This is a genomic window from Kribbella sp. NPDC051137, assembly GCF_040682535.1.
Lineage (GTDB): Bacteria > Actinomycetota > Actinomycetes > Propionibacteriales > Kribbellaceae > Kribbella > Kribbella karoonensis.
In genome coordinates, this window is sequence record NZ_JBFBBI010000006.1 from 805,442 (window position 1) to 825,426 (window position 19,985).

Here is a 19,985-nt window from a genome sequence, read left to right on the forward strand (position 1 = left end):
GTCAGCTCAGTACTGCTCGGTCTCGGCGAAGCTCTCGTCCTCGTCGTCCGCCTCGTTGCCGTAGGCACCGGACGCGGCGCGGAGGTCGAACCCGGGCGGGGAGTCCTTCAGCGACAGACCCATCTCGGCCAGCTTCAGCTTGACCTCGTCGATGGACTTGGAGCCGAAGTTCCGGATGTCCAGCAGGTCCTGCTCGCTGCGCGAGATCAGCTCACCCACGGTGTGGATGCCCTCGCGCTTCAGGCAGTTGTACGACCGGACGGTCAGCTGCAGGTCCTCGACCGGCAGCGCCAGGTCGGCGGCCATCTGCTCGTCCACCGGCGACGGGCCGATGTCGATGCCCTCGGCCTCGACGTTCAGCTCGCGGGCCAGACCGAACAGCTCGACCAGGGTCTTACCGGCCGACGCGACGGCGTCGCGGGGCAGCATCGACGGCTTGGTCTCGACGTCGACCACCAGGCGGTCGAAGTCGGTGCGCTGCTCGACACGGGTCGCCTCGACCTTGTAGGTGACCTTGAGGACCGGCGAGTAGATCGAGTCGACCGGCATCCGGCCGATCTCGGCGTCCGCGGACTTGTTCTGTACGGCGGACACGTAGCCGCGGCCCCGCTCGACGACCAGCTCCATCTCGAGCCGGCCCTTCTCGTTCAGGGTGGCGATCTTCAGGTCCGGGTTGTGCACCTCGACACCGGCCGGCGGCGCGATGTCGGCGGCGGTGACGTCACCGGGGCCCTGCTTGCGCAGGTACATGGTGACCGGCTCGTCGTGCTCGGAGGAGACGACCAGGTCCTTCAGGTTCAGGATCAGCTGGGTGGCGTCTTCCTTCACCCCGGCCACGGTCGAGAACTCGTGCAGGACACCGTCGATCTTGATGCTGGTGACGGCCGCCCCCGGGATGGAGGACAGCAGGGTCCGGCGGATCGAGTTCCCGAGGGTGTAGCCGAAGCCCGGCTCCAGCGGCTCGATCACGAACCGCGAGCGGAACTCGTCGACGACCTCTTCGGTCAGGGTTGGGCGCTGTGCGATAAGCACTTCTGATTCCTTCTTTCGTCGCGACGACCACTATTTGAGGTCGCGAGTGGTGAAGAACGCACCGGACCGGCCGGCGGTCCGTCGACCGCCGACCGGCACCGGGTCAGTTCTTCGAGTAGAGCTCGACGATCAGGTGCTCGGCGACCTGGGTGTCGATCTGCTGCCGGGTCGGCAGCTGGTGGACGAGGATCCGCAGCCGCTCGGGCATCACCTCGAGCCACGCCGGGACGACGCGCTCGGCGTGCGTCTCGCGGGCGATGATGAACGGCGTCGTCTCGGCCGACTTCGCCTTGACATCGATGATGTCGTGGGCGGAGACGCGGTACGACGGGATGTTCACCTTGACGCCGTTCACGGTGAAGTGACCGTGCACGACGAGCTGGCGGGCCTGGCGGCGGGTACGGGCGAGACCGGAGCGGTACACCACGTTGTCCAGCCGGGACTCCAGGATCTGCAGCAGGTTGTCACCGGTCTTGCCGGAGCGCCGCGAGGCCTCCTCGTAGTACCGGCGGAACTGCTTCTCGAGAACGCCGTACGAGTAACGCGCCTTCTGCTTCTCGCGCAGCTGGAGCAGGTACTCGCTCTCCTTCGGGCGGCCGCGGCCGTGCATACCCGGCGGGTACGGACGACGCTCGAACGCCTTGTCGCCACCGACGAGGTCGACCCCGAGACGGCGCGACTTCTTGGTCATAGGTCCGGTGTAACGGGCCATGGTTCGCTACCTACCTCTCTGGATCAGACCCGGCGCCGCTTCGGCGGGCGGCAACCGTTGTGGGCGACTGGGGTGACGTCCTGGATGGTGCCGACCTCGAGGCCGACCGCACCCAGCGAACGGATCGCGGTCTCACGGCCGGAGCCGGGACCCTTGACGAACACGTCGATCTTGCGCATGCCGTGCTCCATCGCCCGGCGCCCGGCGGCCTCGGCGGCCATCTGCGCGGCGAACGGGGTCGACTTGCGCGAACCCTTGAAGCCGACGGTGCCCGCGGAGGCCCACGAGATGACCGCGCCGGTCGGGTCGGTGATCGTCACGATCGTGTTGTTGAACGTGCTCTTGATGTGCGCGTGGCCGGCGGCCACGTTCTTCTTCTCCTTGCGGCGCACCTTCTTCGCGCCGGCCGCGGTGCGGCTCTTGGGAGGCATAGGTCAGTTGCTCCTGGGGTTGACGGTCATCCGGGTCACTTCTTCTTCTTGCCGGCGATCGCCTTACGACGACCCTTGCGGCTACGGGCGTTGGTCCGCGTGCGCTGACCGCGCACCGGAAGCCCGCTGCGGTGCCGGCGACCCTGGTACGACCCGATCTCGATCTTGCGGCGGATGTCCGCGGTCACCTCGCGACGGAGGTCACCTTCGATCTTGTAGTTGCCTTCGATCCAGTCCCGGAGCTTGACCAGCTCGTCGTCGCCCAGCTCGTGGACGCGCTTGTCCGGGGAGACCCCGGTGTTCTTCAGCGTCTCCAGTGCGCGCGTGCGGCCCACACCGAAGATGTACGTGAGAGCGACCTCGATGCGCTTGTCGCGCGGCAGGTCGACTCCTACGAGGCGTGCCATGTGGCGGTGTTCCTTTCGTCGGCAGAGGTGTGGTGGCGCGCTGCGTCCCTGCCCGCCTCGGTGAGTGTTGTTTCACCGGCAGGGCCCCGGCCTCTGTTCCGGGGGCGACGTCCAGGACGGATCCTGGACGAGCATGCGCGCTGTGGTGCGAAAGTGCCGTGTTACTGCGTGAAGGCTTTGTCAGCCCTGCCGCTGCTTGTGCCGCGGGTTCTCGCAGATCACCATGACCCGGCCGTGCCGGCGGATCACCTTGCACTTGTCGCAGATCTTCTTGACGCTCGGGTTGACCTTCATCGAGCTACTTTCTTCGACAGGTGTTGGTGGTGTTACTTGTACCGATAGACGATCCGACCCCGGGTGAGGTCGTACGGCGACAGCTCCACGACGACCCGGTCCTCGGGGAGGATCCGGATGTAGTGCTGCCTCATCTTGCCGCTGATGTGCGCGAGCACCTTGTGCCCGTTGGACAGCTCAACACGGAACATCGCGTTCGGCAGGGCCTCGACGATGGTGCCCTCGAGTTCGATTACTCCCTCTTTTTTGGGCATGTCCTCGCACTTCTGTAGACGTGACTGGCTATGGCTACAAAGAGCCAAGGAGAAAGTCTACGCCACGCGCGGCAATGAACCCAATCGGCCCTCGAAGGGTACCCTCTGGGCCCACCGATTGCCGATGGCAGCCGCTACACAGGGTGATGACACCGCACTCTCGGGTAGAACAGAGCCATGCCAAGTGGACACATCGTGACCTTCACCCGGGCGGATCTCGTCCGGGCCGTGAACGCCTTCCTGGAGACGTACGGGACCGCCGAAGGAGACTTCCGGACCGATCTCGAGCACGCCGAGCCGCTGCACTTCTGGGAGGCGGCCTTCGTCCGGCAGACCCTGGCCGACGCGTCCCGGCTGACCGGGCAGTGGCACGACGAGATCAGCAAGACGTACTACCGCTACGAGAACACCCACTCGACGGATCGCTTCGGCAACCCCGAGTGCTGGATCGCGAACGACACCGACTGGAACGACGACTACTCCTGGGCTGTCCAGTTCGCGCTCGCGGCGTACCAGGTCACCGGCGACCGCCATCTGCGTGAACAGGCCAAGTGGCACACCGACTTCTTCTACCGCGGCTACTACGACGACGCGTACGGCGGCGGTTTCTGGCGCGAGCGCGGCACCAAGGACCAGAAGGACGTGCCATCGAACGGGTTCGCGATCGCTGCCGCGGAGCTGGCCAGGTACTACCCGACCGAGACTGTGCACAACGATCCGCTCGGCACCGGCAGAACCTACCTCGAGATCGCGAAGGACACCTACGACTGGCTGAAGGACAGCTTCCTGCGTGCGGACGGCAGATTCGAGAACTCGTTCTCCGGCCGGGAGTGGGACGGCAACCTCTACACGTACAACGCGGGGGTGTTCCTCGAACTGGCCGCGAACCTGTACGACCTGACGAAGGACCGTTCCTACCTGGCCGACGGCGTACGGGTGGCCGACTTCGCCAGGACCCACTTCACGACCGGTTCCGGCCAGCTCGTCGTGTACGAGGACGACGTGGACGGGAAAGGCCGCTATCGGCCGGATCCGGTCGACAGTTACGAGATCGTCTTCAAGGGCATCCTCCTGCGCGGGCTGTCCAGGTTCATCACCCTGGGAGGGCAGACGCAGTATCTCGACTGGCTCGGCACCAACGCCCAGGCGAGCTACGACCACCGAACCGGCGACCTGCCCTCGGCGGTCTTCGATCAGGCTGTCGGTAATGCGCGCGGGACCGGAGCCGCGTGCGGCCTGGCCGCCATGACTTACGCGCTCATGAGCACCGCGGCCGAGCCGTCGCCGCGCTGAGAGCAGATGCCGCAGGTCACGGCTCCTGCTGCGTCGCGGCCCACTGCTCCCCCGCGCGCCAGACCTGCTCGGGCATCAGATCCAGAAGATCACAGGCTGCATCCAATTGCGCGAGAACAGTGGCGGAATCGCGGTACGCCGGAAGGATCGCGACGAACCGCCGCCCCTCGCAGCTGAACCCGAACTCCGGTACGCCGGCCAGCGCCTCGGCCGCCCGCGGGTGCAGCACCGCCAGCGCGTGATCCTCACGTCCGTTGAACAGCTGGTAGTGCGTGGGCAGCCCGTCGACCGTGAGCGGCAACGGCAGCAGGCTCGCCGCCGCGACCGGGGCGAGCCGCGCGGGCAGCACCTGCAACGGCGGGAGCGGCCGGTCCACCTGCAGATCGAGGAAGTCGAAGCCGAGCTCACGCCGCCGGACCTTGTGCCGGAACCTACCGGTCCAGAACTCCCGCCCGCGATGCCGGCCGGACGTCACCTCCGTGACCTCCGCGCGCGGGTCCGCGTCGAACGGTGGGAACGGCCAACGATCCAGCAACTCGTCCGCGGACGCACTCACCCGCCAGCCGAGCTGCCCCGCGGCGTCCGCCCACGCACGCCGCCGGCGGTTCTCTCCCAGCCGCAGGCCGAGCGTCAGCGCAACCAGCGCCAGGAACCACCCCAGCACGAACCATCCGACCCAACGCGGCTCCAGCAACAGCCCGACGACCGCCAGCGGTACCGCGACGACGAACCAGATCACATAGACGACCGCGGCTCCCTGATGCAGCTGCCACGCCCAGACCGGCCGCAGCCGCGGACTCGACACGCGGCCGTCAGGGTGTGCGGTCAACGGCGCCTGCCGAGACCGCCGAGCGCGATGATCGCCCACGGGATCAGCAGCCAGACCGGCCAGAAGTGCGGCCAGTGCCCGCCGTTGCCGAGCCCGATCACGAACCAGATCACGACGTTGATCGCCACCACGCCGGTGAAGCCGCCGATCGAGCGGCCACGGCGGTCGGGCCGCCGCTCGCGTCGCCGCTCCGGGAAGCTGCCCGGCTCCGGCGCCGGCTTGGTGTCCTGGACCACCTCAGGCGTCTGATACGTACGCACCGGCGGCAGATCACGCACCAGCGGCTCGAGTTCGCCGTACGTCTGGACCGTGTAGAGCTGGTCGAGACGGGACGAGAACTCCGGCTGGTCCAGTCGCCCGTCCGCGAACGCGTCCTGCAGCCGCCCGGCGATCTTTTCCCGGTCGGCTTCGGTGAATCGCTGATGCGGCTGGTACTGAGGCATGTCTCAAGTGTGCCTCAGCCCCGGTCCCCTCCGCGTCCCCCAACGGGTGGACCCGGAGGGTCCGTCAGTCGGCCGCGCTCCCTGATCACCCGAGGTCGACGTACCTGCGCAGATGCGCGTCGACGGCTTCGACTGCCGACGTGATCGACAGCCCGTCCGGATCGCTCAGCAGTTGCAGGACCAGTCCGTCGACGAGGGCAGCCGTCTGGATCGACGCGAGGACCGGATCGAAGTCGGTGACGCTCTCACCACGCTCCTTCGCGAGCACGTACGCACGCGCACACTGATCGCGGAGATCGGCCAGCAGCGAATGCTGGTAGCCGGTCAGGGCGGGTGTGACAGCAGCTCGCGCCGCGAAGGCCAGGTAGACCCGGCTCTCACGCTGCCGAAGTTCGTCCAGCGGCAGGAACTCGAGCACGATCTGTTTGAGCACCGATCCCACCGGGCCGGTGTGCTCGACGCCGGCCGCTCTGGTGGTGATCCGGTCGATGATGTGTTTGAAGGCGAGCAGCAGCATCTCGTCCTTCGTGCGGCAGTAGTACTGCACCGTCCCGACGGACACACCGGCCGCGGCCGCGACCTCCCGCATGGTCGCCTGTTCGAGTCCGCGCTCCGCGGTGATCGTCGCGAACGCGTCCAGCAGTCGGTCCAGGGTCGGTTCGGCCATGCGCAGCTGTCCTTCGCGGTCGGGATAATGCCTATACACTTGTACTATACAGTCGTATGGTCGAGCGATGACGACCTCCGAGCCTCGCCTGTCCAGTCCCCGTTCGCGCGAGAGCAGCCGGCTGATCGCCGTCCTGCGCCGTCGCAGCGTCCGTGGTGCCCTCGGCGGCTGGCTGGCGATCAACGCCGTGCTGCTCGCCCTGGCCGGCGACAAACTGCCCTTCCACGCGTCGTCCTTGACCGAGCCGCCCGCGTCAGGAGAGATCCTTCAGACCAACCTGATGTACCTGGAGATCTTCGCGCTGATGGGTCTCGTGCACCTGCTGACCCGTCGTCGCCAGGTGCCCGACCTCGCCGGCCGCGCGCCCGGGCGGGAGGTCGCGCGCCGCGAGACAGCGCTCGTCCTCGGGTACGCGGCGATCGCGATGCTCGGCGGCTGTCTCCTCGGGCATGCGTTCGGGTGGCACGCGTTCGGCTTCCACCTGGACGGAATGATCATCCGGACCGGCCAGGACGTCACGCCGGCGGAGACGTTCTGCTGGGCCGCGTACAACCTGCTGGCGTACGCCGTCGTGCCGTACGTCGTCTTCCGGCGCCGGTACACCCCTGAGCAGCTGAGCCTGCGCTCCTCGAACCGGCGCGCCGACCTCCTGCTCGTCGTCGTCGTGCTGGTCACCGAGTCGACGGTGCAGCTCCTGCTGAATCCCGCGGTACTGCAGCTGGGGCTCCGGCAGTTCCTGCTCGGCGTCCCGTTGACCGTGGCGCTGTCGTTCGCCGGCACCGTGCTGCCCACGATGATCCTGGTCTACAGCATTCTCACGCCGCGATACCTCGCGCTGACCGGCTCGGTGCCGGCCACCCTCGTCCTCGGCGGCCTCACGTACGCACTGCTGCATGTGTTCGACGGCTGGACCAATTTCGTCTCGCCGACCGATGCCGTGATCTCACTGCTGTACGTGCTGCTCTTCTACACCGGACCGGGAATGTTCAAGACGTTCCTCACGATCCGCACCGGCAACGCCTCGACGCATGTCTGGGCGTACCACGCGATCGCGCCGCATGCGCTCATCGATACGCCGATGTTCGTCAAGGTGTTCGGCATCCGCTGAACGGACTGCCGGGCCGACGCGTCAGTCCGCGAGCGGGCCGTAGGTGATGCCGAGCTCCGCGAGCTTGGCCTCGCCGCCGTCGATGGCGGTCAGCACCCAGGGGCCTTCCGGAGTGAGGGTGAACGTGTGCTCGGTGTGTGCGGCGGCCTGGCCGTCGTCGGTGACCACGGTCCAGTCGTCCTCGAGCGTGTGGTTCTCCTGCTTGCCGAGGGTGAGCATCGGCTCTACGGCGAGTGCCATCCCCTCGACCAGCTTCGGCCCCTTGCCGGGACGGCCGAAGTTCGGCACGTTCGGCGGCTGGTGCATGGCCGAGCCGATCCCGTGCCCGACGAAGTCCTCGACGATCCCGTACGACGAGTTCGCGCGGACGTGCGCCTCGACGGCCGCCGAGATGTCGGACAGCCGCCCGCCGAGCCGCGCGGCCGCGAACCCGCGCCACATCGACTCCTCGCAGATCCGGGCCAGTTCGAGCAGTTCGTCGGCGACCGCCTCCGGACCGCCGACCGGGACCGTGATCGCGGCGTCTCCGTGCCAGCCGTCGACGATCGCGCCGCAGTCGATCGAGATCAGGTCGCCGTCCGCGAGCACCCGTTCACCCGGGATGCCGTGCACGATCTCGTCGTTCACCGATGCGCAGATCGACCCGGTGAAGCCGTGGTACCCCTTGAACGACGGCGTCGCGCCGGAGGACCGGATGTTGTCCTCCGCGATCGCGTCCAGCTCGCCGGTGGTGATGCCGGCCCGCACCGCACCGCGGAGCAGCTCCAGCGTGCGGCCGACCACCAGGCCGGCCTTGCGCATCGCCAGAATCTGCTCGCGGGTCTTGATCTCGATACCGCGGTCCCTGAAGATCACGTGCTCTCGTTACTCCGTGATCGATTTGAGGGCGGCCAGCACGCGCTCGCTGACCTCGTCGATCTCGCCGACGCCGTCGACCTCGACCAGCAGGCCGCGCTCGCCGTACACCGCGAGCAGCGGCTTGGTCTCGGCGGCGTACACGTCCTGGCGGTGCCGGATGACCTCTTCGGAGTCGTCCGAGCGACCCTCGGACTGGGCCCGCTTGAGCATCCGGCCGACCAGTACGTCGGTGTCCGCGACCAGCGCCACCACGGCGTCCAGCTTGTGGCCGTGGTCGGCGATGATCTCGTCCAGCGTGCCGACCTGGGCCAGCGTCCGCGGGTACCCGTCGAGCAGGAAGCCGTCGCCGGCGTCGGCCTCGGACAGCCGGTCGCGCACCATCGCGTTCGTGACCTCGTCCGGGACGTAGTCGCCGGCGTCCATGTAGCGCTTCGCCTCGACACCGAGCGGCGTCTCGTCCTTCACGTTCGCACGGAAGATGTCGCCGGTGGACACGGCCGGGATATTGAGGCGTTCCGCAAGCACCTTTGCCTGCGTGCCCTTGCCCGCCCCGGGCGGACCCATCAGCAACATTCTCATCAGCGTAGGAACCCTTCGTAGTTACGCTGCTGCAGCTGACTCTCGATCTGCTTCACCGTGTCGAGTCCGACGCCGACCATGATCAGGATCGACGTACCACCGAACGGGAAGTTCTGGCTCGCGTTCAGCAGGACGAGAGCAACCAGCGGGATCATCGAGATCGCCGCGAGGTAGATCGCGCCCGGCAGCGTGATGCGGTCCAACACGTACTTCAGGTATTCCTCGGTCGGCCGCCCCGCCCGGATGCCCGGGATGAAGCCGCCGTACTTCTTCATGTTGTCCGCGACTTCCTTCGGGTTGAAGGTGATCGAGACGTAGAAGTACGTGAAGAAGATGATCAGGGCGACGTAGGTCACCATGTAGATCGGGTGGTCGCCCTTGACCAAGTTGCCCTGGATCCAGTTGGACCAGCTCTTGCCCTGCTGGAACTGACTGACCAGGACGGGGAGATACAGCAGGCTGGAGGCGAAGATGACCGGGATGACACCGGCTTGGTTCACCTTCAGCGGAATGTAGGTCGACGTACCGCCGAACATCTTCCGGCCGACCATCCGCTTGGCGTACTGCACCGGGATCCGGCGCTGCGCCTGCTCGATGAAGATGACCGCCGCCATGATGACCAGACCGATCGCGATCACCACGACGAAGGTGGTGACGCCCTTCTGCTTGCGGATGCTCCACAGCTGGGTCGGGAAGGTGGCGACGATCTGGGTGAAGATCAGGATCGACATACCGTTACCGACACCACGGTCGGTGATCAGCTCACCCAGCCACATGATCACGCCGGTGCCGGCGGTCATGGTCAGCACCATCACGGTGACCGTGAACCAGTCGTCCTTGTAGAGCAGCGGCTCGGTGCATCCCTGGAACAGCCGGCCAGGGGTCCGGGCGAGCGCCACGAACGCGGTCGACTGCAGGATCGCCAGCCCCACGGTCAGGAACCGGGTGTACTGGGTGATCTTGGCCTGCCCCGCCTGGCCCTCCTTCTTCAGCGACTCCAGCCGCGGGATCACCACGGTGAGCAGCTGCAGGATGATGCTGGCGGTGATGTACGGCATGATGCCGAGCGCGAAGATCGCGAGCTGCAGCAGTGCCCCACCGGAGAACAGGTTGATCAGGTTGTACAGGTTGGCGTTCTGGCCGCCCTGGGAGATCTTGATACAAGTGTGCAGCGACTGAACGTTCACACCCGGGGCCGGCACCACGGAGCCGATCCGGAAGATCACGACGATGAAGAGCACGAACAAGATCTTCCGGCGCAGGTCCGGCGTCTTGAACGCGTTGGCGAAGGCGCTTAACACCCTGTCCTCCCACAAGTTTCCCTGGCCGCGGGCACGGCAGGGGCCTAGCTAAGCCTCTGGGCAAGAGACGAGCCAGGGCCCGTCCGACCGGCGCAGGATATCAAGCACCGATCGTTACGAGCCCTGGACCTCGTGTCACACCTCGGTCGTGGTTCCCCCGGCCGCCTGGATCTTGTCCGTGGCAGACTTCGAGAACTTGTGCGCCGAGACCTGCAGTGCCACGGTCAGTTCGCCGTCACCCAGCACCTTCACCGGCTGACCACGACGTACCGCGCCCTTGGCGACCAGGTCGGCCACGCCGACCTCGCCACCTTCGGGGAACAGTTGTCCGAGCTTGTCCAGGTTAACGACCTGGAACTCCACTCGGTTCCTGCTCTTGAAGCCCTTCAGCTTCGGGAGCCGCATGTGCAGCGGCATCTGGCCACCCTCGAACCACTCGGGGATGTTGTTCCGCGCCTTGCTGCCCTTGGTACCGCGGCCGGCGGTCTTGCCCTTGCTGCCCTCACCACGACCCACGCGGGTCTTGGCGGTCTTGGCACCGGGCGCCGGACGCAGGTGATGAACCTTGAGCGCCATGTCAGTCGACCTCCTCGACGGTGATGAGGTGGCGAACCGCACGAACCATGCCCCGGACCTCGGGCTTGTCCTCGTGGACCGCGCTGTCGCCGATCCGCTTGACGCCCAGGGTGCGCAACGTGTCGCGCTGGTTCTGCTTGCCACCGATGCCCGAACGGACCTGGGTCACCTTCAGGCGTGCCATCAGGAAGCCACCTCCGCCCGCGCCTTCAGCAGCGCTGCCGGAGCGACGTCCTCGACCGGCAGGCCACGGCGCGCGGCCACGGCCTCCGGGGTCTCCAGGCTGCGCAACGCCTCAACGGTGGCGTGCACCACGTTGATGGAGTTGGACGAACCCAGCGACTTGCTGAGGATGTCGTGGATCCCGGCGCACTCCAGTACGGCGCGCGCCGAGCCGCCCGCGATCACACCGGTACCGGGCGCGGCCGGACGCAGCATGACCACGCCGGCAGCCTTCTCGCCCTGCACCGGGTGCGGGATGGTGCCCTGGATCCTCGGCACCTTGAAGAACGCCTTCTTGGCCTCCTCGACCCCCTTGGCGATCGCCGCGGGCACCTCCTTGGCCTTGCCGTAACCCACACCGACGGTGCCTTCACCGTCACCGACGACCACAAGGGCGGTGAAGCTGAAGCGCCGACCACCCTTCACGACCTTGGCGACCCGGTTGATGGCTACCACGCGCTCGATGTAGGCGGTCTTGTCCGCCTGCTGACCGCGACCACCGTCGCGGCCACGGCGCTCACCACCGGCGCCGCCTCCGCGACGCTGCTGGCCTCCGCTCATTTCGAACTACCTTCCTTTGTGTACGCCATGTCAGAACCCGAGCCCGCCCTCACGGGCGGCGTCGGCCAGGGCCGCGATCCGGCCGTGGTACTTGTTCCCGGCCCGGTCGAAGACGACCGCGTCGATACCGGCTGCCTTGGCGCGGTCGGCGATCAGGCCGCCGACGGTCTTGGCCTTGTCGGTCTTGTTGTCCGCCGCGCCGCGCAGGTCGGCCTCCATGGTGGAGGCGGACACCAGCGTCTTGCCGGCGACGTCGTCGATCACCTGAACGAACAGGTGCCGCGACGACTTCGTGACCACCAGGCGCGGCCGGTCGGCCGTGCCGTTGATCTTCTTCCGGACCCGAATCTGGCGACGCGTACGCGAGGCCGTCTTCTTGGCGGAGTGCTTGTTGTGCCGCAGTCCGATCGCCATGGTTACTTACCAGCCTTTCCGACCTTGCGGCGCACCTGCTCGCCCGCGTACCGCACACCCTTGCCCTTGTACGGCTCGGGCTTGCGCAGCTTGCGGATGTTGGCGGCAACCTCGCCGACCGACTGCTTGTCGATACCGATCACCGAGAACCGGGTCGGCGCCTCGACGTTGAACGTGATGCCTTCCGGCGCGTCCACCGTGATGGTGTGGCTGTAGCCGAGCGAGAACTCGAGCTGGGTCGGGCCCTTGGAGATCACCCGGTAACCGACACCGACGATCTCGAGCTTCTTCTCGTACCCCTCCGTCACCCCGGTGACCAGGTTGGCGATCAGGGTGCGGGACAGCCCGTGCAGTTCCTTGCTCTTGCGCTGGTCGTCCGGACGGGTGACGGCGATCGCGCCGTCCTCGTCGCGGTCGACCGCGATCGGCTCAGCGACAACGTGCGACAGCTGACCCTTCGGACCCTTCACTGTGACCGTCTGGCCGTCGATCGTGACGTCGACGCCGGACGGGACCGTGACCGGGAGCTTACCGATGCGAGACATTTCTGTGGTCCTCCTTCCGGTTCTTCGTCACCAGACGTAGGCGAGGACTTCCCCGCCGACGCCCTTGTTCTTGGCCTGCTTGTCGGTCAGCAGTCCCTGGGACGTCGAGATGATCGCGACGCCCAGGCCACCGAGGACCTTGGGCAGATTGGTCGACTTCGCGTAGACCCGCAGGCCCGGCTTCGAGATCCGGCGAACACCCGCGATGGAGCGCTCCCGGCTCGGGCCGAACTTGAGGTCCACGGTCAGGGTCCTGCCGACGGCGCCCTCCTTGGGCTCCTCGACCTTGTAGGAGGCGATGTAGCCCTCCTGCTGGAGGATGTCGGCGATGCCCTGCTTGATCTTGCTGTACGGCATCGTGGTCGACTCGTGGTACGCCTGGTTGGCGTTCCGCAGACGCGTCAACATGTCTGCGATCGGGTCGGTCATCGTCATGGCCTGGGGCCTCTTTCCCGCCGTGGTTTCGCCGTTCGGCGACCTACGGTGACTAGATGGTGGTGAATGGGGAGAAGTTCGGGGGTGGAGACGGTCACCAGCTGGACTTGGTGACACCGGGCAGCTCGCCCCGGTGCGCCATTTCCCGCAGGCAGATCCGGCAGAGGCCGAACTTGCGGAAGACCGCCTTCGGCCGGCCGCAGCGCTGGCAGCGCGTGTAGCCACGCACCGCGAACTTCGGCTTCCGGGCCTGCTTGACCTTGAGTGCTGTCTTCGCCACGTCAGTTCTCCTTGAACGGGAAGCCGAGCGCCCGCAGCAGGGCCCGACCCTCGTCGTCGTTCTTCGCGGTGGTCACCACGGTGATGTCCATGCCCCGGACACGATCGATCCGGTCCTGGTTGATCTCGTGGAACATCACCTGCTCGGTCAGACCGAAGGTGTAGTTCCCGGTACCGTCGAACTGCTTGGCGGACAGGCCGCGGAAGTCGCGGATCCGGGGCAGCGCGAGCGCCAGCAGCCGGTCCAGGAACTCCCACATCCGGTCGCCGCGCAGCGTCACGTGGGCGCCGATCGGCATCCCCTCACGCAGCTTGAACTGCGCGATCGACTTGCGGGCCTTGGTGACCTGGGCCTTCTGACCGGTGATCGCGGCCAGGTCCTTCACCGCGCCCTCGATCAGCTTCGCGTCCCGGGCCGCCTCGCCGACGCCCATGTTCACCACGATCTTGGTGAGGCCGGGCACCTGCATGACGTTCGCGTACTGGAACTGCTCCTGCAGCTTGCCGACGATCTCCTCGCGGTACTTCGTCTTCAGCCGCGGCTGGACCTTGCTCTCGGTAACTGCCGTGCTCATCAGATCTCCTCGCCGGTACGCCGGGCGATCCGGACGCTCCGGGTGCCGGTGTACGTCGAACCGTCCGGACGGCGCTTCTGCACCTCGACGCGGTTGTAGCCGACGCGGGTGGTCACCTTCTGCTTCTTGCCGTCCTTCTCGACCTCGACCAGAAGCATCACGTTCGAGACGTGGATCGGGGCTTCCTGGGTGACGATGCCACCGGTGGTGCCGCCGCGCTGGGCCTGCTGCACCTTGGTGTGCTTCTTCACCCGGTTGACGCCCTCGACGATGACCTTCTCGTCGTCCGGGAAGACCTGGATGATCTTGCCCTCAAGGCCCTTCGAACGACCCGAGATCACGCGGACCTGGTCGCCCTTCTTCACGTGCAGCTTCTTCTGCTGAGCCATCTCAGAGCACCTCCGGTGCGAGCGAGATGATCTTCATGAAGCGCTTCTCGCGCAGCTCCCGGCCGACCGGGCCGAAGATGCGGGTACCGCGCGGCTCGCCGTCGGCCTTCAGGATCACCGCGGCGTTCTCGTCGAAGCGGATGTAGGAGCCGTCCGGACGCCGGCGCTCCTTCACGGTCCGCACGACGACCGCCTTGACGACGTCACCCTTCTTCACACCACCGCCGGGGATCGCGTCCTTGACGGTGGCGACGATCGTGTCACCGACACCGGCGTAGCGCCGACCGGAGCCACCGAGAACGCGGATGCAAAGGATCTCCTTCGCGCCCGTGTTGTCGGCGACCTTCAGTCGCGACTCCTGCTGGATCATCTGTTGATCTCCTGGTTGTCTCGCTGGTTCTCACTCACGTGAGCCTTGCGGAACGAATAAATTTCGGTTGGTTGCCGGCCCCGGGGGGACGGGAACTACTTGGCCTTCTCGAGGATCTCGACGACGCGCCAGCGCTTGGTCGCCGACAGCGGCCGGGTCTCCATCAGGAGGACGCGGTCGCCGATGCCGGCGGCGTTCTGCTCGTCGTGCGCCTTGAGCTTGCTGGTCCGCCGGATGACCTTGCCGTACAGGTGGTGCTTCACCCGGTCCTCGACCTCAACCACGACGGTCTTGTCCATCTTGTCGCTCAGCACCAGACCCTCACGGGTCTTCCGGCGGCCTCGCGCCTCGGCGGTCGTGCTCACGGTCTCGTCCTTCACGTTCTCGGTCATGCGTTGGCCTTCTCACTGTCGTCCGCAGTGTCCTCAGCCGCGGCCTCCTCGGCCGGGGCGTCGACCTCTTCGGTGATGCCGAGCGCACGCTCGGAGAGCACCGTGTAGATGCGGGCGATGTCCTTGCGGACGGCGCGCAGCCGGCCGTGGGACTCCAGCTGGCCCGTGGCAGCCTGGAACCGGAGGTTGAACAGCTCCTCCTTGGCTTCGCCGAGCTTCGTCAGAAGCTCGTCCCGGCCCAGGTTCCGCAACTCGGCGGCGGTCAGGGTAGCCATCAGTTCTCACCTGCCTCTCGGGTGATGAAGCGGCACTTCATCGGCAACTTGTGGATCGCGCGGCGCATCGCCTCGCGAGCGATCTCCTCCGGAACACCGGACAGCTCGAACATCACGCGCCCGGCCTTCACGTTGGCGATCCACCATTCCGGCGAACCCTTACCGGAACCCATCCGGGTTTCGGCCGGCTTCTTGGTCAGCGGGCGGTCCGGGTAGATGTTGATCCAGACCTTGCCGCCACGCTTGATGTGCCGGGTCATCGCGATACGCGCGGACTCGATCTGCCGGTTGGTGACGTAGTGGCTCTCCAGGGCCTGGATGCCGAAGTCACCGAAGGCCAGCGTGGTGCCACCCTTGGCAGCGCCGGTGCGCTTCGGGTGGTGCTGCTTGCGGTGCTTGACCTTGCGGGGGATGAGCATGGTTCAGCTCTCCGTTCCGGTCGTCTCGGCGGCCTTGTCGGCAACCGGCGCGCTCGCCTCGGCGGCCTTGTCGGCCGTCGCGGTCGCGGTCGCGTTGTTGTCGTTACGCGAGTCCCGACGGTCGCCGCCGCGGCCACCACGGCCACCACGGTCGCCACCGCGACCGCCACGGTCACCGCGGTCGCCACCGTCACGGCGGGCCGGACGGCCACGCTGCTGGGTCGCGGCCCGGGCCGCCGCCTGCGCCTCACGCTCGGCGCGGGTTCCGGCCACGTCACCCTTGTAGATCCAGACCTTCACGCCGATCCGGCCGAAGGTCGTCCGGGCCTCGTAGAAGCCGTAGTCGATGTCGGCCCGCAGCGTGTGCAGCGGGACGCGGCCCTCGCGGTAGAACTCCGACCGCGACATTTCCGCGCCACCGAGCCGGCCGGAGCACTGGATCCGGATGCCCAGGGCGCCGCCACGCATGGTGGTCTGCATCGCCTTGCGCATCGCGCGGCGGAACGCCACGCGGCCGGACAGCTGCTCGGCCACGCCCTGCGCTACCAGCTGGGCGTCGACCTCGGAGTTCTTCACCTCGAGGATGTTCAGCTGCACCTGCTTGCCGGTGAGCTCCTCCAGGCTGCCCCGGATCCGGTCCGCCTCGGCGCCGCGGCGACCGATCACGATGCCCGGACGGGCGGTGTGGATGTCGACCCGGACCCGGTCACGGGTGCGCTCGATCTCCACGCGGGAGATGCCGGCGCGCTCCATGCCCTTGCTCAGCAGGCGGCGGATCTTGACGTCCTCGCCCACGTAGTCCTTGTACAGCTTGTCGGCGTACCAACGGCTCTTGTGGTCGGTGCTGATGCCGAGACGGAACCCGTGCGGGTTTACCTTCTGTCCCACGTCAGGACTCCTTCTTCTCAGCGGTGGCCTTCTTGGCGGCCTTCTTCGCGGTCGCCTTCTTGGCCGGCTTCTCGGCGGCCTCGTCCTTGGCCGGCGCGTCGGCAGCCTTCTTGGCCGCCTTCTTCGCCGGAGCCTTCTTGGCCGAGTCCGCGTCCGCCGACTTCTTGGCGGCCGCCTTCTTGGCCGGCGCCTTCTCGACGGGCTCGTCGGTCTCCCGCGGGCCGACGACCACGGTGATGTGGCTGGTCCGCTTGTCGATCCGGGTGGCCCGGCCCTGTGCACGCGGGCGGTGACGCTTCAGCGTCGGACCCTCGTCCACGTAGGCCTTGACCACGATCAGGTCGGCCCGGTTCAGGTGTTCGGTGCCCTCGGCGTTCGCCGCGGCGCTGTCGACGACCTTGTACACGGTCGCGGCAGCGGCCTGCGGGGCGAACTTCAGAGTGGCGAGTGCGTCGTCGACGCCCAGACCGCGCACCAGGTCGACCACGCGGCGCGCCTTCATCGGCGTCACGCGGACGAAGCGCGCGACCGCGAAGGCCCCGGGCTGCTCGCCCAGCAGGCTCTCGCGACGGGCGCTGATCGCCCTACGCTCTTGAACGCTCATGATGTTCGAATCTCTCCGTAGATTGCTTTCGCTTCGTCACTGTCCCTGGCGGGTCAGCGACGCCGTGACTTCCGGTCGTCCTTCTCGTGACCCTTGAACGTCCGGGTCGGCGCGAACTCGCCGAGCTTGTGCCCGACCATCGAGTCCGTGACGAACACCGGCACGTGCTTGCGGCCGTCGTGCACCGCAATCGTGTGGCCGATCATGTCCGGCACGATCATCGATCGGCGGGACCAGGTCTTGATGACGTTCTTGGTGCCCTTCTCGTTCTGCACCTCCACCTTCTTTGCCAGGTGGTGGTCGACGAACGGGCCCTTCTTGAGGCTGCGTGGCATTTGGCCGGCTCCCTATCAGCGCTTCTTGCCGGCCTTGCGGCGCCGGACGATCATGCGGTCGCTTTCCTTGCGGGTGCGGGTCCGGCCTTCCGGCTGGCCCCACGGGGACACCGGGTGGCGACCACCCGAGGTCTTACCCTCACCACCACCGTGCGGGTGGTCGACCGGGTTCATCGCGACACCGCGGACGGTCGGGCGCTTGCCCTTCCAGCGCATCCGGCCCGCCTTGCCCCAGTTGATGTTCGACTGCTCGCCGTTGCCGACCTCACCGAGGGTGGCGCGGCACCGCACGTCGACCATCCGGACCTCGCCGGACGGCATCCGCAGGGTGGCCATCCGGCCTTCCTTCGCGACCAGCTGGATGCTGGAACCGGCGGAACGGGCCATCTTGGCGCCACCGCCGGGCCGCAGCTCGACCGCGTGGATCGTCGAACCGACCGGGATGTTGCGCAGCGGCAGGTTGTTGCCCACCTTGATGTCGGCGGCCGGGCCGTTCTCGACGATCGTGCCCTGCTGCAGGTTGGACGGGGCGAGGATGTAGCGCTTCTCGCCGTCCACGTAGTGCAGCAACGCGATCCGCGCGGTGCGGTTCGGGTCGTACTCGATGTGCGCGACCTTCGCCGGCACACCGTCCTTGTCGTAGCGCTTGAAGTCGATCAGCCGGTACGCCCGCTTGTGACCGCCACCGTGGTGCCGGGTGGTGATCTTGCCCGAGCTGTTCCGGCCGCCCTTCTTCGGCAGCGGACGCAGCAGCGACTTCTCGGGGGTCGAACGGGTGAGCTCGACGAAGTCGGCCACGCTCGAGCCACGGCGGCCCGGCGTCGTCGGCTTGTACTTGCGGATTCCCATTACGACTGGCCTCCGAAGATATCGATGCGGTCGTCGCCCTTGAGGGTCACGATCGCCCGCTTGGTGTCCGGGCGCTTACCGAAGCCGGACCGGGTCCGGCGCCGCTTGCCCTTGCGGTTCAGGGTGTTGACGTCGCTGACCTTGACCTTGAACACCTTCTCGACCGCGAGCTTGATCTCGGTCTTGTTGGCGTCCGGTGCGACCTCGAACGTGTACTTCTGCTCGTCCAGCAGGCCGTAGCTCTTCTCGCTCACGACCGGCCGGAGCAGCACGTCGCGGGGATCCTTGTTGACTCCGTGGCTCATGCTTCTACCTCCTCGGCCTCAGTCGACGTGGCGACGGCCTTGACGGACTTGCCCTTGGGCGCGCCGGCGACGAACGCATCGAGCGCGCTCTTGGTGAACACCACCGCGTCGCTGCACAGCACGTCGTACGCGTTCAGCTGGTCGGCCGCGATCAGGTGCACGTGCTGCACGTTGCGCAGGCTCATCCAGGTCAGCTCGTCGGCGCGGTCGACCACGACCAGCGCCTTGCCCGGGTCGGTGACCTCGCCGAGCACCTTGAGCGCCGACTTGGTGGAAGGCTTGTCGCCGTCCACGAAGCTCTCGACGACGAACACGCGGCCGTCACGGGCCCGGTCCGACAGCGAGCCGCGAAGCGCGGCGGCGATCATCTTCTTCGGGGTCCGCTGGCTGTAGTCGCGCGGCACCGGGCCGTGGACGACGCCACCACCGGTGAACTGCGGCGCGCGGGTCGAACCCTGGCGGGCGCGACCGGTGCCCTTCTGGCGGTACGGCTTGGCGCCACCGCCGGACACCTCGCCCCGGGTCTTCGCCTTGTGCGTGCCCTGGCGGGCCGCGGCCAGCTGGGCCACCACGACCTGGTGGATCAGCGGCACGTTGACCTGGACGTCGAACAGCTCGGCCGGAAGCTCGGCGGAGCCCTTCTTGCTCACCTTGTCGCCCTTCACGACGACGACGTCGACGGTGCTCACTTCGCAGCTCCCTTCGCGGCGTTGCGGATCAGCACCAGGCCGCCCTTGGGGCCGGGTACGGCGCCCTTCAGCAGGATCAGGCCGCGCTCGGTGTCGATCGCGTGAACGCTGATGTTCTGCGTGGTGACCTGCTCGTGGCCCATGCGGCCTGCCATCCGCAGGCCCTTGAAGACCCGGCCCGGGGTGGCGCAGCCGCCGATGGAACCCGGCGAGCGGTGCTTCTTGTGCACACCGTGGGTGGCGCGCAGACCGTGGAAGCCGTGCCGCTTCATCACACCGGCGAAGCCCTTGCCCTTGCTGGTCGCGGAGACGTCGACCCGCTCACCGGCCGCGAATGCCTCGGCCTTGATCTCCTGGCCCAGGGTGTACTCGCTGGCGTCGGCGGTGCGCAGCTCCAGCAGGTGGCGCCGCGGCGTCACGCCGGCCTTGTCGAAGTGACCGCGCATGGGCTTGTTCACCTTGCGGGGGTCGATGTCGCCGAAGGCGATCTGGACGCCGTCGTAGCCGTCACGGTCCGAGGTACGGACACCGGTGACGACGCAGGGGCCGGCCTGGATCACGGTGACGGGGACGACTCGGTTGTTCTCGTCCCAGGTCTGGGTCATGCCGAGCTTGGTGCCCAGCAGACCGCGCGTGTTCTTCACGTTGCTCATTG

The 19,985-nt window shown here is 67.3% G+C and carries 33 protein-coding genes and 1 pseudogene; 2 read left to right on the top strand and 32 right to left on the bottom strand.

Translation table 11 applies throughout. The features are described 5' to 3' along the window. Positions 1-6 precede the first annotated feature (6 nt). The 6 genes from AB0M51_RS34595 to infA form a co-directional block, all read right to left on the bottom strand. Entirely contained in the window at positions 7-1,032 is a 1,026-nt protein-coding gene (locus AB0M51_RS34595; protein WP_344191693.1) for a DNA-directed RNA polymerase subunit alpha, read from the bottom strand. A gap of 103 nt (positions 1,033-1,135) precedes the next feature. Further along, on the bottom strand, positions 1,136-1,744 hold the full coding sequence (rpsD, locus tag AB0M51_RS34600) for a 30S ribosomal protein S4 (protein WP_344191691.1): 609 nt from the start codon (positions 1,742-1,744) through the stop codon (positions 1,136-1,138). 23 nt (positions 1,745-1,767) lie between these two features. Beyond that, positions 1,768-2,175, bottom strand: a complete 408-nt coding sequence (rpsK, locus tag AB0M51_RS34605) for a 30S ribosomal protein S11 (protein WP_131286332.1) — start codon at positions 2,173-2,175, stop codon at positions 1,768-1,770. A 35-nt stretch (positions 2,176-2,210) separates the two neighbouring features. Next, positions 2,211-2,582 (bottom strand): 30S ribosomal protein S13, encoded by a 372-nt coding sequence (gene rpsM, locus AB0M51_RS34610; protein WP_133789395.1) that lies wholly within the window; start codon positions 2,580-2,582, stop codon positions 2,211-2,213. A 180-nt stretch (positions 2,583-2,762) separates the two neighbouring features. Further along, complete coding sequence (gene rpmJ, locus AB0M51_RS34615; RefSeq protein ID WP_008361054.1) at positions 2,763-2,876, bottom strand: 50S ribosomal protein L36; 114 nt, start codon at positions 2,874-2,876, stop codon at positions 2,763-2,765. Positions 2,877-2,908: 32 nt separating this feature from the next. Next, complete coding sequence (infA, locus tag AB0M51_RS34620; protein WP_012923661.1) at positions 2,909-3,130, bottom strand: translation initiation factor IF-1; 222 nt, start codon at positions 3,128-3,130, stop codon at positions 2,909-2,911. Positions 3,131-3,307: 177 nt separating this feature from the next. Between infA and AB0M51_RS34625 the strand changes: the two genes are divergently transcribed. Next, positions 3,308-4,423 carry a glycoside hydrolase family 76 protein gene (locus AB0M51_RS34625; RefSeq protein ID WP_344191687.1) on the top strand — a complete coding sequence of 372 codons (1,116 nt, stop codon included), beginning with the start codon at positions 3,308-3,310 and terminating at the stop codon, positions 4,421-4,423. 16 nt (positions 4,424-4,439) lie between these two features. Here AB0M51_RS34625 and AB0M51_RS34630 read toward each other — a convergent pair whose 3' ends face one another. From AB0M51_RS34630 to AB0M51_RS34640, 3 genes are all read right to left on the bottom strand, one after another. Then, complete coding sequence (locus tag AB0M51_RS34630) at positions 4,440-5,228, bottom strand: hypothetical protein (protein ID WP_344191685.1); 789 nt, start codon at positions 5,226-5,228, stop codon at positions 4,440-4,442. A 20-nt stretch (positions 5,229-5,248) separates the two neighbouring features. After that, positions 5,249-5,695: a DUF1707 domain-containing protein gene (locus tag AB0M51_RS34635; protein WP_344191683.1), complete on the bottom strand. Its 447-nt coding sequence runs from the start codon at positions 5,693-5,695 to the stop codon at positions 5,249-5,251. Between the two features lie 85 nt (positions 5,696-5,780). Beyond that, positions 5,781-6,362: a TetR/AcrR family transcriptional regulator gene (locus AB0M51_RS34640; RefSeq protein ID WP_344191681.1), complete on the bottom strand. Its 582-nt coding sequence runs from the start codon at positions 6,360-6,362 to the stop codon at positions 5,781-5,783. Positions 6,363-6,429: 67 nt separating this feature from the next. Here AB0M51_RS34640 and AB0M51_RS34645 point away from each other — a divergent pair, with 67 nt between their 5' ends. Then, positions 6,430-7,470, top strand: coding sequence for a hypothetical protein (locus AB0M51_RS34645; protein ID WP_344191679.1), 1,041 nt, complete (start codon positions 6,430-6,432; stop codon positions 7,468-7,470). Positions 7,471-7,491: 21 nt separating this feature from the next. On the opposite strand, the gene map is transcribed toward AB0M51_RS34645, so the two are convergent. From map to rplC, 23 genes and pseudogenes are all read right to left on the bottom strand, one after another. Further along, the gene (gene map, locus AB0M51_RS34650) at positions 7,492-8,325 is read right to left on the bottom strand and encodes a type I methionyl aminopeptidase (RefSeq protein ID WP_344191677.1); all 834 of its coding nucleotides are present in this window, start codon (positions 8,323-8,325) and stop codon (positions 7,492-7,494) included. Between the two features lie 9 nt (positions 8,326-8,334). Further along, the gene (locus AB0M51_RS34655) at positions 8,335-8,907 is read right to left on the bottom strand and encodes an adenylate kinase (RefSeq protein ID WP_344191675.1); all 573 of its coding nucleotides are present in this window, start codon (positions 8,905-8,907) and stop codon (positions 8,335-8,337) included. Continuing rightward, positions 8,907-10,208 (bottom strand): preprotein translocase subunit SecY, encoded by a 1,302-nt coding sequence (gene secY / locus AB0M51_RS34660; protein WP_344191673.1) that lies wholly within the window; start codon positions 10,206-10,208, stop codon positions 8,907-8,909. The genes AB0M51_RS34655 and secY overlap by 1 nt, the downstream gene beginning before the upstream one ends. Before the next feature lie 135 nt (positions 10,209-10,343). Next, positions 10,344-10,784 (bottom strand): 50S ribosomal protein L15, encoded by a 441-nt coding sequence (gene rplO / locus AB0M51_RS34665; RefSeq protein WP_344191671.1) that lies wholly within the window; start codon positions 10,782-10,784, stop codon positions 10,344-10,346. Position 10,785: 1 nt separating this feature from the next. Next, positions 10,786-10,968, bottom strand: coding sequence for a 50S ribosomal protein L30 (rpmD, locus tag AB0M51_RS34670; protein ID WP_141854791.1), 183 nt, complete (start codon positions 10,966-10,968; stop codon positions 10,786-10,788). After that, positions 10,968-11,567, bottom strand: coding sequence for a 30S ribosomal protein S5 (gene rpsE / locus AB0M51_RS34675; protein ID WP_141854793.1), 600 nt, complete (start codon positions 11,565-11,567; stop codon positions 10,968-10,970). Before rpsE ends, rpmD begins: the two co-directional genes overlap by 1 nt. Positions 11,568-11,597: 30 nt before the next feature. Then, complete coding sequence (gene rplR, locus AB0M51_RS34680) at positions 11,598-11,981, bottom strand: 50S ribosomal protein L18 (protein WP_344191669.1); 384 nt, start codon at positions 11,979-11,981, stop codon at positions 11,598-11,600. 2 nt (positions 11,982-11,983) lie between these two features. Further along, positions 11,984-12,526 (bottom strand): 50S ribosomal protein L6, encoded by a 543-nt coding sequence (gene rplF, locus AB0M51_RS34685; protein WP_344191667.1) that lies wholly within the window; start codon positions 12,524-12,526, stop codon positions 11,984-11,986. Positions 12,527-12,553: 27 nt separating this feature from the next. After that, entirely contained in the window at positions 12,554-12,961 is a 408-nt protein-coding gene (gene rpsH / locus AB0M51_RS34690; protein WP_344191665.1) for a 30S ribosomal protein S8, read from the bottom strand. A 94-nt stretch (positions 12,962-13,055) separates the two neighbouring features. After that, positions 13,056-13,241, bottom strand: a complete 186-nt coding sequence (locus AB0M51_RS34695) for a type Z 30S ribosomal protein S14 (protein WP_012923674.1) — start codon at positions 13,239-13,241, stop codon at positions 13,056-13,058. 1 nt (position 13,242) lies between these two features. Then, entirely contained in the window at positions 13,243-13,815 is a 573-nt protein-coding gene (rplE, locus tag AB0M51_RS34700; RefSeq protein WP_344191663.1) for a 50S ribosomal protein L5, read from the bottom strand. Beyond that, the gene (gene rplX / locus AB0M51_RS34705) at positions 13,815-14,204 is read right to left on the bottom strand and encodes a 50S ribosomal protein L24 (RefSeq protein WP_344191661.1); all 390 of its coding nucleotides are present in this window, start codon (positions 14,202-14,204) and stop codon (positions 13,815-13,817) included. The genes rplE and rplX overlap by 1 nt, the downstream gene beginning before the upstream one ends. A gap of 1 nt (position 14,205) precedes the next feature. Continuing rightward, a complete protein-coding gene (rplN, locus tag AB0M51_RS34710) occupies positions 14,206-14,574 on the bottom strand; it encodes a 50S ribosomal protein L14 (RefSeq protein ID WP_012923677.1) in 369 nt (122 codons plus the stop codon). A 95-nt stretch (positions 14,575-14,669) separates the two neighbouring features. Continuing rightward, on the bottom strand, positions 14,670-14,966 hold the full coding sequence (gene rpsQ / locus AB0M51_RS34715; RefSeq protein ID WP_141854802.1) for a 30S ribosomal protein S17: 297 nt from the start codon (positions 14,964-14,966) through the stop codon (positions 14,670-14,672). Further along, positions 14,963-15,241 (bottom strand): 50S ribosomal protein L29, encoded by a 279-nt coding sequence (gene rpmC, locus AB0M51_RS34720; RefSeq protein WP_344191659.1) that lies wholly within the window; start codon positions 15,239-15,241, stop codon positions 14,963-14,965. The genes rpsQ and rpmC overlap by 4 nt, the downstream gene beginning before the upstream one ends. Next, a complete protein-coding gene (rplP, locus tag AB0M51_RS34725) occupies positions 15,241-15,660 on the bottom strand; it encodes a 50S ribosomal protein L16 (RefSeq protein WP_344191657.1) in 420 nt (139 codons plus the stop codon). Before rplP ends, rpmC begins: the two co-directional genes overlap by 1 nt. Before the next feature lie 3 nt (positions 15,661-15,663). Continuing rightward, positions 15,664-16,548, bottom strand: coding sequence for a 30S ribosomal protein S3 (rpsC, locus tag AB0M51_RS34730; RefSeq protein WP_344191655.1), 885 nt, complete (start codon positions 16,546-16,548; stop codon positions 15,664-15,666). A 157-nt stretch (positions 16,549-16,705) separates the two neighbouring features. Continuing rightward, positions 16,706-17,152: pseudogene (gene rplV, locus AB0M51_RS34735) on the bottom strand (50S ribosomal protein L22); the annotation flags it as partial. 53 nt (positions 17,153-17,205) lie between these two features. After that, the gene (gene rpsS / locus AB0M51_RS34740; protein ID WP_130384641.1) at positions 17,206-17,487 is read right to left on the bottom strand and encodes a 30S ribosomal protein S19; all 282 of its coding nucleotides are present in this window, start codon (positions 17,485-17,487) and stop codon (positions 17,206-17,208) included. A gap of 15 nt (positions 17,488-17,502) precedes the next feature. Further along, positions 17,503-18,336 carry a 50S ribosomal protein L2 gene (gene rplB / locus AB0M51_RS34745; RefSeq protein ID WP_344191653.1) on the bottom strand — a complete coding sequence of 278 codons (834 nt, stop codon included), beginning with the start codon at positions 18,334-18,336 and terminating at the stop codon, positions 17,503-17,505. After that, positions 18,336-18,641 carry a 50S ribosomal protein L23 gene (gene rplW, locus AB0M51_RS34750; RefSeq protein WP_130384643.1) on the bottom strand — a complete coding sequence of 102 codons (306 nt, stop codon included), beginning with the start codon at positions 18,639-18,641 and terminating at the stop codon, positions 18,336-18,338. The genes rplB and rplW overlap by 1 nt, the downstream gene beginning before the upstream one ends. Then, positions 18,638-19,330, bottom strand: a complete 693-nt coding sequence (gene rplD / locus AB0M51_RS34755; RefSeq protein WP_344191651.1) for a 50S ribosomal protein L4 — start codon at positions 19,328-19,330, stop codon at positions 18,638-18,640. Before rplD ends, rplW begins: the two co-directional genes overlap by 4 nt. Further along, positions 19,327-19,983, bottom strand: a complete 657-nt coding sequence (gene rplC, locus AB0M51_RS34760; protein ID WP_344191649.1) for a 50S ribosomal protein L3 — start codon at positions 19,981-19,983, stop codon at positions 19,327-19,329. The genes rplD and rplC overlap by 4 nt, the downstream gene beginning before the upstream one ends. Positions 19,984-19,985 lie beyond the last annotated feature (2 nt).